Source organism: Actinotalea sp., from assembly GCF_041597215.1.
GTDB lineage: Bacteria > Actinomycetota > Actinomycetes > Actinomycetales > Cellulomonadaceae > Actinotalea.
Genome location: NZ_JBFHHB010000076.1, coordinates 1 through 12,768, shown reverse-complemented (window position 1 = coordinate 12,768; position 12,768 = coordinate 1). Strand labels below are relative to the sequence as shown.

Here is a 12,768-nt window from a genome sequence, read left to right as displayed (position 1 = left end):
GGGGTGGGCCGGGTCTGAGCCGTGTGCGACCATTGCCCCGTGGCGCGCCCCGACGGTCGACTGACCCACGAGCTCCTTCCCGGCGAGAAGGGCCCGCAGGATGCCTGCGGGGTCTTCGGCGTGTGGGCACCCGGCGAGGAGGTCGCCAAGCTCACCTACTTCGGCCTCTACGCGCTCCAGCACCGCGGGCAGGAGTCGGCGGGCATCGCGACCTCCAACGGCGAGCAGCTGCTGGTCTACAAGGACATGGGCCTGGTCTCCCAGGTCTTCGACGAGACCGCGCTCAACGCCCTGACCGGGCACATCGCGATCGGGCACACCCGCTACTCGACGACGGGCGCCTCGACCTGGGAGAACGCACAGCCGACTCTCGGTGCCACGGCGGGCGGCACTGTCGCCCTCGGTCACAACGGGAACCTCACCAACACGGCCGAGCTCATCGACCTCGTCGCCGAGCGGTACGGGCCGCGGCGCCGCGGCGAGCTCGCCCGCGGCAACACGACCGACACGGCCCTGGTCACCGCTCTCCTCGCGGGGGACGCCGATCACACCCTCGAGGCGACCGCCCTGGAGGTGCTCCCGCGGCTGCGGGGCGCCTACTGCCTGGTCTTCATGGACGAGCACACGCTCTACGCCGCTCGTGACCCGCACGGCGTCCGGCCCCTGGTGCTCGGGCGTCTGGAGCGGGGCTGGGTCGTGGCGAGCGAGACGGCAGCCCTCGACATCGTCGGGGCCTCGCTCGTCCGCGAGGTCGAGCCCGGTGAGCTCATCGTCATCGACTCCGACGGGCTGCGCAGCACGCGCTTCGCCCCGGCGACCCCGACCGGTTGCGTCTTCGAGTACGTGTACCTCGCCCGCCCGGACACGACGATCGCCGGTCGCTCGGTGCACGCCGCGCGCGTGGAGATGGGCAGGACCCTCGCCCGGGAGTTCCCGGTCGACGCCGACCTCGTCATCCCGGTCCCGGAGTCCGGGACCCCGGCGGCGATCGGCTACGCCGCCGAGTCCGGGATCCGGTACGCGCAAGGGCTGACGAAGAACGCCTACGTGGGCCGGACCTTCATCCAGCCCTCCCAGACCCTGCGGCAGCTCGGCATCCGCCTCAAGCTCAACCCCTTGCGCGAGGTCATCCGCGGTCAGCGGCTCGTGGTCGTCGACGACTCGATCGTGCGCGGGAACACCCAGCGCGCCCTCGTCCGGATGCTCCGGGAGGCCGGCGCCGCCGAGGTGCACGTGCGCATCTCCTCCCCGCCCGTGCGCTGGCCCTGCTTCTACGGGATCGACTTCGCCTCTCGCGCGGAGCTCATCGCGACCGGGCTCAGCCCCGAGGACGTCGGTCGCTCGATCGGGGCCGACTCGCTGGGCTACATCTCGCTCGAGGGAATGGTCGCCGCGACGGAGCAGCCCTCCTCCCAGCTGTGCACCGCCTGCTTCACCGGCCAGTACCCGATTCCCCTTCCTCCGTCCGACCGCATCGGCGCCGCCCTCGTCGAGCAGACCGAGCTCCCCCTCGGCGCACCAGAGGACGGCCTTGCCGGCGTCCTCGGAGGTGTCGGTGGGGCCGGAGCACTGGAGCACCCGTGAGCGAACCCGTCACCTACGCCGCAGCCGGAGTCGACACCGAGGCCGGTGATCGCGCCGTCGAGCTCATGGCCGCGGCCGTGCGCGCCACCCACGGCCCGCAGGTGCTGGGCGGGGTCGGGGGGTTCGCCGGGCTCTGGGACGCCTCGGCGCTGACCTCCTACCGTCGGCCCCTGCTGGCGACCTCCACCGACGGCGTCGGCACCAAGGTCGCGATCGCGCAGGCGATGGACGTCCACGACACGATCGGCTTCGACCTGGTCGGCATGGTCGTCGACGACATCGTCGTGGTCGGGGCAGAGCCCCTGTTCATGACCGACTACATCGCCACCGGGCGGGTCGTCCCCGAGCGCGTGGCGGACATCGTCCGGGGGATCGCCGCGGCGTGCGCGGAGACGGGGACCGCGCTGGTGGGCGGCGAGACCGCCGAGCACCCGGGCCTGCTCGCCCCCGACGAGTACGACGTCGCCGGTGCAGCGACGGGAGTGGTGGAGGCCGACGACGTACTCGGCCCGGAGCGCGTGCGGGCGGGTGACGTCGTCCTGGCGATGGCCTCCTCAGGGCTGCACTCCAACGGCTACTCGCTGGTGCGCCGGGTCCTGCAGGTCGCGGGGTGGGAGCTCGACCGTGAGGTCCCTGAGCTCGGCCGCGCGCTCGGTCTCGAGCTCCTGGAGCCCACCCGCCTGTACACCCGGCCGTGCCTGGACGTGGCGCGCACCGAGGCGGCGCAGGTGCACGCCTTCAGCCACGTGACCGGTGGGGGCCTTGCCGCGAACCTCGCCCGGGTGCTGCCCGTCGGGCTCGTGGCGGAGGTCGACCGGTCGAGCTGGATCGTGCCGCCCGTCTTCGACCTGGTGCGCCGGCTCGGCTCCGTGCCGTGGGGGGACCTGGAGAACACCCTCAACCTCGGTGTCGGCATGGTCGCCGTGGTGTCGCCGGACGGCGTGGACGCGGCGCTCGCGAGCCTCGCGGCGTCCGGGGTGCCTGCCTGGGTGCTCGGCCGGGTCGCCGCGGACGACGGTGCCGCCGGGGTGCTGCGAGGCACCAAGGGTGTCCACGGCGGTGGGGTCCGGCTCACCGGCGACTACCGCGTCTGAGCACCCGCCCGCGGGCGGGTGCTGGCGGATCCGGCGCACACGCGCACGGATCCGGCGCACGCGCGGACGGTTCCGGCGAGCACGGACGGTTCCGGCGCACGCGCGGATGGCTCCGGCGCACAGGCGCACGGATCCGGCGCACGCCGCGGAGAGCGCTTCGGCGCCGGCGGACCGCCCGGCGCTCAGCGCTCCGGGGTGCTCGTCGAGCAGCTCACCGCTCGGAGGCGGACCAGCGGCCGAACTCGTCGTCCTCCGACGGTTCGTCGTCGGAGCGACTCTCCGTTGCGAGGTCGGTGCGGCGTCCGCCAGACGTGAGCTCCTGCTCGAGGGCTCGGTAGTTCGGCTCGAAGCTCGAGTACTTCAGCTCGCGAGCGACCTTGGTCTGCTTTGCCTTCTGACGGCCGCGCCCCATGGCATCGACCCCCTCTTACGTGGAAGCGGGGCGGCACCGTGCGTACACGTGCGGCCCCGGGTGTGTGGTATCTGCGTCGTAGGACAACGGTACATGGTGCTCAGGCATTCCTGCGACCCGCGGCGGGTTCCGTGCGGCTCCGGGGCCCGATCGGAGGCAGCCCGGCAGCGGCACGCCGGGCGCTTTCGTCCCAAATGTCCCGGGTCCGGGACCGGTGCCACGGTACGGTTGTCCTGCCTGCTCGTCGGTGGCAGGCCCGAACGAGGACGCCGGCGGCCGCGGCCGTGAGGCGATCCACCGCCAGCAGGAGGCGACGTGTCAGCAGAGACGATCGAGCACGAGGCGCTGCTGACCCCCGGAGAGGTCGCCGTCCTCTTCCGGGTCGACCCGAAGACCGTCTCGCGATGGGCCAAGGCGGGAAAGCTCTCGGCCGTGCGCACCCTGGGTGGGCATCGGCGCTTCCGTGAGACCGAGATCCGGGCGCTCGTCGCGAACGCCCCCGAGGTGCACACCGTCGTCCCGCCCGCGTCCAGCTGAGCACACGGCGCACGGAGCTCCCCGAGCACCACGACGTCGAGAGCTGGCTGGCGCACGTCGCCGCGCGGGCGCCGACGGGCCTGGAGCAGGTCGACGGTCCCGTGGTCAGACGGTGCGTCGCCCCGAGCCGGCACGCGGTGGCCCTGCCCGTCACGCTGCGCTTCCGCCCCGCGACCGAGGTCGGGGCGAGGGCCCTGCTCGAGGTCGACGGCCTCCCCGGTGCAGGGCCGGGACTGCCGGCGCCGATGCGGGTCTGGCTGGGACTCGACGCCGACACGGCCCGTGCCGCGGCACACCTCGCGGGCGATCCCCTGCTGGGCCCGCTCGTCGCGGCCCGTCCGGGGCTCGCCGTCCCGGGGACGGTCGACGGTGGCGAGCTCGCCCTGCGCACGGTGCTGGGGCAGCAGGTGAGCGTGGCCGCTGCCAGGACCCTCACCGGCCGGTTGGTCGCGTTGCTCGGCCGGCCCGGCGGCGCGGGGTTGATGCGCTTCCCCGAACCCGCCCTGATCGCCGATGCGGGTGTGGCGGCCCTCCGGTCGATCGGTCTGACAGGCTCGAGGGCCGCGACGCTCGCCCACCTGGCAGGCGCGCTGGCCGACGGGCTCGACCTGTCGCCCCAGGCCGACCGTGCGGCGGCCCGCGCCGCACTCGCGTCGCTGCCCGGGGTCGGCCCGTGGACCGTCGAGTACGTGGCGCTCCGTGCGCTGCGGGACCTGGACGCCTTCCCCGCGCACGACCTCGTGCTCCGGCAGGCGATCGGCGGTGCGGACGCACGCACCGCCCTCCGCCGCGCCGAGGACTGGCGTCCGTTCCGTGGGCACGCCGCCCAGTACCTCTGGCGGGCCGCAGCGGCGCGGTGAGCGAGCGAGGGCCCGCGGAGGACGCGGAGGCCCGCCTGCGGGGCGAGCGGCCCCTGCTCAGAGCTTGCGCAGGACCTTCGTGACGACCGCGAGTGCGAGGGCCGCGCCTGCTCCGAGCACGACCCAACCCGTCGTGGTGGGGGCAGGCTCGTCGGGCGCGCGCGTCTCGCCCGTCGCCTTGCGCCGGAGCTCGGCGATCGCTGCCATCGTGTCGTCCTTGACCCGATCGGCCTGGGCCTTCGGGTCGAGGCGCTCGGACAGGGCGTCGACGGTGGCCTTGAGCTCGGCGCGGTTGCGCGCGATGTCGGCCTCGATGTCGTGGGTGTCGGTCATCGGCCCAGCCCTTCCTTGACGGCGGCGACGTCCGCCATGACGCTCTCCTGTGCCTTGGCCGGGACCGGCGGGACCCCGCGATCGAGCGTCTTCTTGCCGATCAGCACGAGCACGCCGGCGAGGACGAAGATCACCAGTGTGACGATCAGGGCTGCCAGCCAGGGAGCCACGGCGTTCGCCAGCCCGAGGATCGCGGTCGCGATGAGGGTGCCGAGCCCGAAGAAGGCGAGGGCGGCCGCCGCGACGAAGAGGCCGATGCCGATCCCGGCGTGCTTGGCCTTGTCGGCCATCTCGGCCTTCGCGAGACGGATCTCGTTGCGGAGCAGCTGGGACAGCTGCTCGGAGAGTGACGAGACGAGCTCGCCGATGCTCGGTCGGGAATCGGGGTGTCCAGGGCTGGTCACGCCACCACGTCCTTCGTCCTGTCGGTGCGGCCGGGGCGCTCGTGCCGCCACCGGGGTGCCGGGCGCACCGTCGCCGACGCGGCCCGTCGGACCATTCTTGTGCACCGGCGCTCTCGGCGCAGCGTCCATGGCGGATGAACTCGGCGCACGTGCGTGCACGGGCACAGGAGCCCGGACGTCAGGGGAGAGGGAAGGCGGGGGGCGGGCGCCCGAGGGCCGATCCGCTGAGGTGGCCACTGGCAGGGTCGAACTGCCGACCTTTCGATTTTCAGTCGAACGCTCTACCAACTGAGCTAAGTGGCCGTGCTGCCCGACCGCGACTCGCGATCGCGGTGAGACATCGACGCCCGGTCCTGGGACCGGGCGTACGAGCGACCCCGACGGGACTTGAACCCGCGACCTCCGCCGTGACAGGGCGGCGCGCTAACCAACTGCGCTACGGGGCCTTGTGGTGAGACAAGACCTGCTTGGACTGCTGATCGTACGTGGTTCCTGCTGCTCGTACCCCCAACGGGATTCGAACCCGTGCTACCGCCGTGAAAGGGCGGGGTCCTGGGCCGCTAGACGATGGGGGCCGGTGTCAGACGGCCGTCCAAGGACTCCTGCCGAAGACCTCGGAAAGCATACGGGTAACGGGCGGGATCTCCAAAGCGGCCGGTCGTGGGCCCACAATGGGCCCGTGGTGACCATGTCGCGTGAGGACTTCGAGGACGCCGTCCGGGACGCTCTCGACCTCATCCCCCCTGAGCTGGCCGAGCGGATGGACGACGTCGTCGTGCTCGTCGAGGACGAGGCGCCGCAGGACGACCCCGAGCTGCTCGGGTTGTACGAGGGGGTCCCGCTGACCGAACGGGACGGCTGGTGGGCGGCCGGTTCGCTTCCGGACCGGATCACCGTCTTCCGTCACCCGACGTTGGCTGTGTGCTCCTCGGTCGAGGAGGTCGTCGACGAGGTGGCCGTGACGATCGTCCACGAGATCGCCCACCACTTCGGCATCGACGACGAGCGGCTCGCCGAGCTCGGCTGGGACTGACCTGCCCGACGGGCGACCGATGATCGACCCGCGAGAGCGGGATCTGACGCACGAGGAGGACGGATGCGGATCGGGATCGTGCTGCTGCCGCAGGACCGCTGGCCCGAGGCCAGGCGCCGCTGGCTGCGCGCCGAGGAGTACGGCTTCGACCATGCCTGGACCTACGACCACCTGTCCTGGCGTTCGCTGGTGGACGAGCCCTGGTTCGCGACGGTGCCCCTGCTCGCGGCAGCTGCGGCGGTCACCGAACGGATCCGCCTGGGGACGTGGGTGGCGAGCCCGAACTTCCGGCACCCGGTGCCCTTCGCCAAGGACCTCATGGGGCTCGACGACATCAGCGGTGGTCGGCTCATCGCCGGGATCGGCGCCGGCGGGACGGGCTTCGACGCCGAGGTGCTCGGCCCGGGCCCGAGCCCAGCGGTGCGCGCCGACCGCTACGCCGAGTTCGTCGACCTGCTCGACCGGCTCCTCACCTCACCGGTCACGGACGTGAGCGGGGAGCACTGGTCGGCGCACGGCGCCCGGATGATCCCCGGCTGCGTGCAGCGGCCGCGGGTGCCGTTCGCCCTGGCCGCCAACGGCCCTCGGGCGCTGCGCCTGGCCGCCCGGAAGGGGGACGGCTGGGTCACCTACGGACCGAGCGTCGACGGGGACGGCGGCGCGGCGGCGCAGGAGGAGTGGTGGCAGGGCCTGGAGCGGCTCTCGTGCCGTTTCGACGACGCGCTGACCGAGGTCGGGCGCACGGGTGCTGTGGACCGCTACCTCAACCTCGACGGGGCGCCGCTGTACTCCCTCGGCTCCCTCGCGCTGCTCCACGAGGGGATCGAGCGCGCAGCGGCGCTCGGCTTCACCGACGTCGTCGTGCACTGGCCGCGCGCCGACGGGATCTACGGGGGCGACCCCGGAGTGCTCGAGGAGGTCGCGGCGTCCCTTCCTGCGTGGCAGGCGATCGTCCCTCAGGAGCGGCCGGCGGCCTGACGGGCGCTCCAGGCGCTCGCGACCATGGAGTCGAGGTCGTGAGTCATCCGCCAGTCCACGTCGCGCGCGGCCAGCTCGCCCGAGGCGACGATCCGCGCCGGGTCGCCCGGGCGGCGCGGCGCGATCTCCGGGGTGAAGGCGATGCCCGTCACCGAGGCCATGGCGGTCATGATCTCCCGGACCGAGACGCCGTCCCCGCTGCCGAGGTTGTACACGGGCTCCAGCGGGCGGCCCTCGGCCAGTGCCCTGGCGGCGGAGACGTGCGAGCGCGCGAGGTCGGCCACGTGGATGTAGTCGCGCACGCAGGTGCCGTCGGCGGTGGGGTAGTCGTCCCCGTTGATGCGCGGGGTGCGGCCAGCGACGAGCGCGTCCAGCACCAGGGGGAAGAGGTTGTGCGGGCTGGAGTCGTACAGGTCGTCCCGACCGGAGCCGACGACGTTGAAGTAGCGCAAGGAGGTGTGCAGCAGCGGCGCGGCGCTCTCGCGGGTGGCGATGGCCTGATCGGCCAGCAGCCACTCGCCGATGAGCTTGGACTGACCGTAGGGGGACTCGGGGCTCGTGGGGGTCTCCTCGGTCACCAGGAGGGTGTCCGGGGTCCCGTAGACCGCGGCGCTCGAGGAGAAGACGATGCGGTGCACGCCGGACTGCTCCATCGCGGTGAGCAGGTTCGCGGTCCCTGTCACGTTCTGCTCGTAGGTGTGCAGCGGTCGCTGCACACTGACCCCTGCGTACTTGAACCCGGCGAGGTGGACCACCCCCACGCAGGCGCGGCGGCGCAGGGTCTCCGCGACGGTGTCGGTGTCCAGGATGCTCGCCTCGACGAGCTCGACGTCCTCGGGGACGAAGCCCCGGACGCCGCTGGACAGGTCGTCCAGGACGACGACGTCGATCCCCTCGTCGCGGAACGCCTGCACGACGTGTGATCCGATGTACCCGGCCCCGCCCGTCACCATCCATGTCATGGCGCGAGTCTAGGCAGCGAAACAAAAGAAGTCCAACAAAATCGCACAGAAGTCCGCACTCCCGACGGCGTGCTGCTCCACGGGCCGGCGGATCTGCCGGTGGATCTGCTGTGGGTCGGGCCTGCATCCCGCCCGTACCGGTCGCGGGGCGCGGCGCACGGCCTAGCCTGGCCGGGTGACTGCCGCACCGCTCGTCCCCTTCGCCGTCCCTGCCCTCACCGACTCCGAGGCGGGGGCCGCCGTCGTGTCCGGGGTCGCCCTCGTCCTCGGGGTGGCCGGAGCGCTGATCGTCGCCCTGCTGCTCGCGGAGGTGATCTCCGCTGTCGTGCGCGTGCTGGGACGCGGGACGTGGCTCGCGGAGAACCTCTCGCGCCGGGCTCGCCGCCCGTTGCGCATCGTGCTCGTCGTGGTGCTCGTCTGGCTCGCGATCCGCCTGGTGACGCCCGGGGGCGAGGACGCGCCGGGCTGGCGTGCCGGGGTCGAGCACGCGCTGCTCATCCTGCTGATCCTGTCGGGGGCGTGGCTGCTGGGCGCGCTTCTCTTCGTCGTCGAGGACGCGACGCTCGCCCGGTACAGCCTCGACAGCCCGGACAACTCCCGAGCGCGCCGGGTGCGCACCCAGGTGATGATCCTGCGCCGGGTGACCGTCGCGGTGCTCGTGCTGTGCGCGCTCGCCGGCGCGCTGCTGACGTTCCCCGCCGCGCGCGTCGCCGGGGCGGGCCTGCTGGCCTCGGCCGGACTGGTCTCGGTGGTCGCCGGTCTCGCGGCGCAGTCCTCGCTCGCCAACATCTTCGCCGGCCTCCAGCTCGCCTTCACCGACGCCATCCGGGTGGACGACGTCGTGGTCGTCGACGGGCAGTGGGGGCGGATCGAGGAGATCACCCTCACCTACGTCGTCGTGCACGCCTGGGACGACCGCCGCCTGATCCTGCCGTCGACCTGGTTCACCACGACGCCGTTCGAGAACTGGACCCGCCGCGCGGCCGACCTGCTCGGCACGGTCGAGCTCGACCTGGACTGGTCCGTTCCCGTCCCCGCGATGCGCGCGGAGCTGGTCCGGCTGCTCGAGGACAGCGAGCTCTGGGACCACCGGGTGGGCGTGCTCCAGGTCACCGAGGCCACGGGAGGCTGGGTGCGGGTGCGCGCCCTGGCGAGCGCCGTGGACGCGCCGACCCTCTTCGACCTGCGCTGCACGGTGCGCGAGGGGCTCGTGGCGTGGCTGCAGAGGGAGCACCCCGGCGCACTTCCGCGGACGCGCTACCAGGCGATCGGGGCGGGGGCCGAGCCTGAGTCGACCGGCGAGGCGGCGACGAGCGAGGGGTCGGCGGGCGAGGCGCAGCCGACCACCGCATCCCGCCGTCCTGTCCCGCGGGGTGCGGTCGGCGAGGAGACGGCCCTGCTCGACCAGGGCAAGGACTCGCGACTGTTCACCGGCAGCCTCGCTGCGGTCGAGCGCTCGCGGCTCTTCGGCGGTCCCGGCCGCGACGTGATCGCCGAGCGTGAGGCGACGGCGCACGGCCAGCCCACGACGCCGACCCCGGTCGCGCCGACCGACGAGGCGAAGGGGCCCGGCACTCGTCCCAATCCGTGACATCCCGGCATGTCGATCGGTGGACGTCGGGCCCCGGTCCGGTTGACCGCGCCGCTCGTCGCACCGACGGTGGACGGGTACGAGGGCGCCGGCCGACGGTCCGTGCCCACCTCGACAGCGAAGGAGCGTCCATGCTCACCCTCACCGACAACGCCCGCAGTGCCGTCCACGAGCTCGCCGACGGTGCCGGGCTCCCCGAGAGCGGCGGGATGCGGATCGCGCCCGCCTCCGAGGAGGGCTCGGTCGAGCTCTCCCTCGTTCCCGAGCCGGTGGCGGGGGACGAGGTCGTCGAGGGTGAGGGGTTCCGGGTGTACATCGAGCCGGCGACGGCGGCTCTCCTGGCCGACCAGCAGCTCGATGCCGTGCTGGACGACGGGGCCACGGGCTTCGTGCTCGCCCCCCAGGCCTGACGGCCCGACGGCCCGAGCGGCGGGCTCCGGCCCCCTCGGGCCGCGGGTCAGGCGCTCGGTACCCGACGCCGGCTCTCGGCGCGCAGGAGGGCCGCGGCCTGGTGCACGATCCGCGACGAGCTGATGGGCACCGGGAGCACCGATGGCCTGCCCACCAGGAACCCCTGGACGCCATGGGCCCCGAGGCGGGCCCATGCCCGCAGGTCGGCCGCGTCCTCGACGCCCTCGACCAGCAGCTGGGCGCCGGTCTGCTGCGCGAACTCGATGAGGGAGGTCGCCAGCGCCAGCCGCAGCGGGCTGGCGGACACCCCCTGGGTCAGCGAGATGTCGAGCTTGATGACGTTGGGCGCGATGTGCACGATGTGGCGGAGGCTCGCCACGCCGGCTCCCGCGTCGTCCACGGCGATCCGCACACCCTCCGTGCGCAGCAGCTCGATCGTCCTGGCGAAGTCCTCGTAGTCGACGACGCTGACATGCTCGGTCACCTCGACGGTGATGCGTCGCCTCGCGTCCGTGAGGAGCGCGCGCATCCGGGGGTCCGCCATCGTCGTCGGGGAGGCGTTGATCGAGAGCTCCACGTCCTCGGGAAGGCTGCGGGCGTGCATGATCGCCGACTCGATCGCGGCGAGCTCCAGCTCGGTCCCCAGCCCCGCCTCCCGTGCCGCGGCGAACCACAGGTCGGGTGAGCGCATCGGCTCGGTGTCGAAGCGGGTCAGCGCCTCGACGGCCAGCAGGCTCCCGGTGCTCAGCGCGTAGATCGGCTGGTAGAGGGTGCGCAGCCGGCGATGGGCCAGGACGTCGGCGACGAGTGGGACCAGCACGTCGTCGACCGGCGTGGCCCGGGGTGCGGCGAAGGTGTGCCGGAGCTCCTCGGCGAGACGGCGGCTCTCCGCGCGGCGTCGCCCCTCGAGGGCGAGCGCCACGACGGTGCCCACGGCGGCGAACATGACGGCGCGGGTGATCCATGTCGAGGCGGGCTGCGCCTCGCCGAGGACCGAGTTCAGGGGCAGCAGCGGACCGGCCAGCACGGCAGCGGCGACGCTCGTGAGCAGCGTCCCGACGAGGCGGAACGGCAGGGAGGCCATGACGATCGGCGCGTAGAACAGGTGCGTGAACGCGCGCTCGCTACCACCCGTCACGTAGGCGACGGCCCAGGAGAGCGCCAGCAGGGCGGCGATGGCGGCGAGGGCGGGAACGGCCGTCAGGGACTCGCACCGCTCGAGGAGGCGGGAGAGCACGTCCCTGCGTCCGAGCCTGATGCGGGAGGCGGTGATGTCGCTGACCATGGCCTCTCTCATGACGGGCCGGTCGCGGACCGGTCGGGACAGCCAGGTGCGATCCGCCCCCCCCGGTCGCGGGTCCACTATGGCGTGTTTCGTCCCTCGGGTGCCAGCACCGGAGCCGTGATTCGTCAGGCGTTCCCTCGGGAGTCCTTGTCGCCGCGGTGCTGCTGCCGATGATGCGGGAGCCGGAGTCATGGCTACGGCGAGCGAGACCGACGACCTATGACCGATCATGAAGCAGGAGGCGAGTGTGCTGAGCACCCGCGAGGACGCGGCGACGACGGCCCCCGCGGCGGAACGCAGTGGTGACGGCATGAGCCAGGTCTTCGCCTCCCTGGTGCGGAACCGGGAGGTCAGCAGCGTCTTCCAGCCGATGGTGCACCTGCGCACGGGGGACGTGGTCGGCTACGAGGCGTTGAGCCGCGGGCCCGAGGGGTCGCCGTTCGCCTCGGCCACCGCGCTCTTCGGCCAGGCCGCGGTCGACGGGCTGGAGGCGGAGCTGGACTGGGTGTGTCTCGGCTCTGCCTTCGAGGCGTTCGCCGCAGCGGGTGCGCCCCCGTCGTCCTCTCTCTTCGTCAACATGTCCGTCGGCCTCCACCTGGACCGCTGCCCCGCGGACATCCAGCGGGTCGTCGCCCGCGCGGAGTCGTCGATGCGCGTCTTCGTCGAGGTCAACGACACGGCCCTGTCGGCGGATCCGGCCGGTGTCCTCGAGACGGTCGATCGCGCCCGGGCGCTCGGCTGGGGGGTCTCCGTCGACGACGTCGCCTCGAGCCCCGGCTGCCTCGCCGTGCTCCCGCTCGTGCAGGCCGACGTGGTCAAGCTCGACATGCGGATGCTGCGGCAGGACGAGCCGGGGGACTTCGCCCCCGCGGTCGGTCCCCTCCTGCGGTACGTGGAGACCTCGGGTGCGACGCTCGTGGTCAAGGGCATCGAGTCCGACGCGGACATGCAGTTCGCGCGGGCGCTGGGTGCGACCGTCGGTCAGGGCTACCACCTCGGCGCGCCCGCCGTCCTCGGGGGAGCGATCCCGGCGCCACGTGCGGTGGTGCCGCTGATCGGCTCCGCCCGGGACGTCCACGACTACTCCTCCCCGCGGGAGGTCCTCGAGGACAACCTCTCGCACGTGATGACGCCCGAGACGATGATCCAGATCTGTGGGTTCTTCCTTCGACGCGCGGTCGCGACGGGCTCCTCGCCCGTGGTGCTCGTCGGCCAGGGCGACGGCGCACCCCTGGACGGCTACTTCGACACCGACCCGATGCCGCAGGTGCGGGAGTCGGCCGT

The 12,768-nt window shown here is 73.0% G+C and carries 14 protein-coding genes and 3 tRNA genes; 9 read left to right on the top strand and 8 right to left on the bottom strand.

The features are described from left to right. The first annotated feature begins 39 nt into the window (after positions 1-39). On the top strand, positions 40-1,584 hold the full coding sequence (gene purF, locus ABWK99_RS07315) for an amidophosphoribosyltransferase (RefSeq protein ID WP_372594041.1): 1,545 nt from the start codon (positions 40-42) through the stop codon (positions 1,582-1,584). Next, positions 1,581-2,678, top strand: a complete 1,098-nt coding sequence (gene purM / locus ABWK99_RS07310; protein WP_372594040.1) for a phosphoribosylformylglycinamidine cyclo-ligase — start codon at positions 1,581-1,583, stop codon at positions 2,676-2,678. The genes purF and purM overlap by 4 nt, the downstream gene beginning before the upstream one ends. A gap of 211 nt (positions 2,679-2,889) precedes the next feature. On the opposite strand, the gene ABWK99_RS07305 is transcribed toward purM, so the two are convergent. Then, positions 2,890-3,090 carry a DUF3073 domain-containing protein gene (locus ABWK99_RS07305; RefSeq protein WP_372594039.1) on the bottom strand — a complete coding sequence of 67 codons (201 nt, stop codon included), beginning with the start codon at positions 3,088-3,090 and terminating at the stop codon, positions 2,890-2,892. Positions 3,091-3,405: 315 nt separating this feature from the next. Here ABWK99_RS07305 and ABWK99_RS07300 point away from each other — a divergent pair, with 315 nt between their 5' ends. Both ABWK99_RS07300 and ABWK99_RS07295 read left to right on the top strand, forming a co-directional pair. Further along, positions 3,406-3,627, top strand: a complete 222-nt coding sequence (locus tag ABWK99_RS07300; protein WP_372594038.1) for a BldC family transcriptional regulator — start codon at positions 3,406-3,408, stop codon at positions 3,625-3,627. Then, complete coding sequence (locus tag ABWK99_RS07295; RefSeq protein WP_372594043.1) at positions 3,624-4,487, top strand: DNA-3-methyladenine glycosylase 2; 864 nt, start codon at positions 3,624-3,626, stop codon at positions 4,485-4,487. Before ABWK99_RS07300 ends, ABWK99_RS07295 begins: the two co-directional genes overlap by 4 nt. Positions 4,488-4,544: 57 nt before the next feature. Here ABWK99_RS07295 and ABWK99_RS07290 read toward each other — a convergent pair whose 3' ends face one another. The 5 genes from ABWK99_RS07290 to ABWK99_RS07270 form a co-directional block, all read right to left on the bottom strand. Continuing rightward, a complete protein-coding gene (locus ABWK99_RS07290) occupies positions 4,545-4,820 on the bottom strand; it encodes a DUF3618 domain-containing protein (protein ID WP_372594037.1) in 276 nt (91 codons plus the stop codon). Next, the gene (locus tag ABWK99_RS07285; protein WP_372594036.1) at positions 4,817-5,224 is read right to left on the bottom strand and encodes a phage holin family protein; all 408 of its coding nucleotides are present in this window, start codon (positions 5,222-5,224) and stop codon (positions 4,817-4,819) included. Before ABWK99_RS07285 ends, ABWK99_RS07290 begins: the two co-directional genes overlap by 4 nt. Positions 5,225-5,454: 230 nt before the next feature. Then, a tRNA-Phe gene (locus ABWK99_RS07280) sits at positions 5,455-5,527 on the bottom strand. 69 nt (positions 5,528-5,596) lie between these two features. Continuing rightward, positions 5,597-5,670, bottom strand: a tRNA-Asp gene (locus ABWK99_RS07275). 56 nt (positions 5,671-5,726) lie between these two features. Then, a tRNA-Glu gene (locus ABWK99_RS07270) sits at positions 5,727-5,799 on the bottom strand. A gap of 113 nt (positions 5,800-5,912) precedes the next feature. Here ABWK99_RS07270 and ABWK99_RS07265 point away from each other — a divergent pair. After that, complete coding sequence (locus tag ABWK99_RS07265) at positions 5,913-6,257, top strand: metallopeptidase family protein (protein ID WP_372594042.1); 345 nt, start codon at positions 5,913-5,915, stop codon at positions 6,255-6,257. A gap of 63 nt (positions 6,258-6,320) precedes the next feature. Next, on the top strand, positions 6,321-7,235 hold the full coding sequence (locus ABWK99_RS07260) for an LLM class flavin-dependent oxidoreductase (RefSeq protein WP_372594035.1): 915 nt from the start codon (positions 6,321-6,323) through the stop codon (positions 7,233-7,235). On the opposite strand, the gene galE is transcribed toward ABWK99_RS07260, so the two are convergent. Continuing rightward, a complete protein-coding gene (galE, locus tag ABWK99_RS07255; protein WP_372594034.1) occupies positions 7,214-8,197 on the bottom strand; it encodes a UDP-glucose 4-epimerase GalE in 984 nt (327 codons plus the stop codon). The two genes, ABWK99_RS07260 and galE, sit on opposite strands and share 22 nt — an antisense overlap. A 175-nt stretch (positions 8,198-8,372) precedes the next feature. On the opposite strand from galE, the gene ABWK99_RS07250 reads away from it, so the two are divergent. After that, positions 8,373-9,788 (top strand): mechanosensitive ion channel family protein, encoded by a 1,416-nt coding sequence (locus ABWK99_RS07250; RefSeq protein ID WP_372594033.1) that lies wholly within the window; start codon positions 8,373-8,375, stop codon positions 9,786-9,788. Positions 9,789-9,919: 131 nt separating this feature from the next. Then, on the top strand, positions 9,920-10,198 hold the full coding sequence (locus ABWK99_RS07245; protein WP_372594032.1) for an adhesin: 279 nt from the start codon (positions 9,920-9,922) through the stop codon (positions 10,196-10,198). A 47-nt stretch (positions 10,199-10,245) separates the two neighbouring features. Here the strand turns inward: ABWK99_RS07245 and ABWK99_RS07240 are convergent, their stop codons facing one another. Next, positions 10,246-11,496 (bottom strand): EAL domain-containing protein, encoded by a 1,251-nt coding sequence (locus ABWK99_RS07240; RefSeq protein WP_372594031.1) that lies wholly within the window; start codon positions 11,494-11,496, stop codon positions 10,246-10,248. A 217-nt stretch (positions 11,497-11,713) separates the two neighbouring features. On the opposite strand from ABWK99_RS07240, the gene ABWK99_RS07235 reads away from it, so the two are divergent. Then, positions 11,714-12,768 (top strand): EAL domain-containing protein (locus ABWK99_RS07235; protein ID WP_372594030.1); only part of this gene is annotated, 1,055 nt, incomplete at its 3' end.

What these genes read in the sequence shown, in the direction of transcription:
- ABWK99_RS07305 (WP_372594039.1), bottom strand. Translation starts at nt 3,090, where the DNA reads ATGGGGCGCGGCCGTCAGAAGGCAAAGCAGACCAAGGTCGCTCGCGAG.
- ABWK99_RS07290 (WP_372594037.1), bottom strand. Translation starts at nt 4,820, where the DNA reads ATGACCGACACCCACGACATCGAGGCCGACATCGCGCGCAACCGCGCC.
- ABWK99_RS07265 (WP_372594042.1), top strand. Translation starts at nt 5,913, where the DNA reads ATGTCGCGTGAGGACTTCGAGGACGCCGTCCGGGACGCTCTCGACCTC.
- ABWK99_RS07260 (WP_372594035.1), top strand. Translation starts at nt 6,321, where the DNA reads ATGCGGATCGGGATCGTGCTGCTGCCGCAGGACCGCTGGCCCGAGGCC.
- galE (WP_372594034.1), bottom strand. Translation starts at nt 8,197, where the DNA reads ATGACATGGATGGTGACGGGCGGGGCCGGGTACATCGGATCACACGTC.
- ABWK99_RS07245 (WP_372594032.1), top strand. Translation starts at nt 9,920, where the DNA reads ATGCTCACCCTCACCGACAACGCCCGCAGTGCCGTCCACGAGCTCGCC.
- ABWK99_RS07240 (WP_372594031.1), bottom strand. Translation starts at nt 11,496, where the DNA reads ATGAGAGAGGCCATGGTCAGCGACATCACCGCCTCCCGCATCAGGCTC.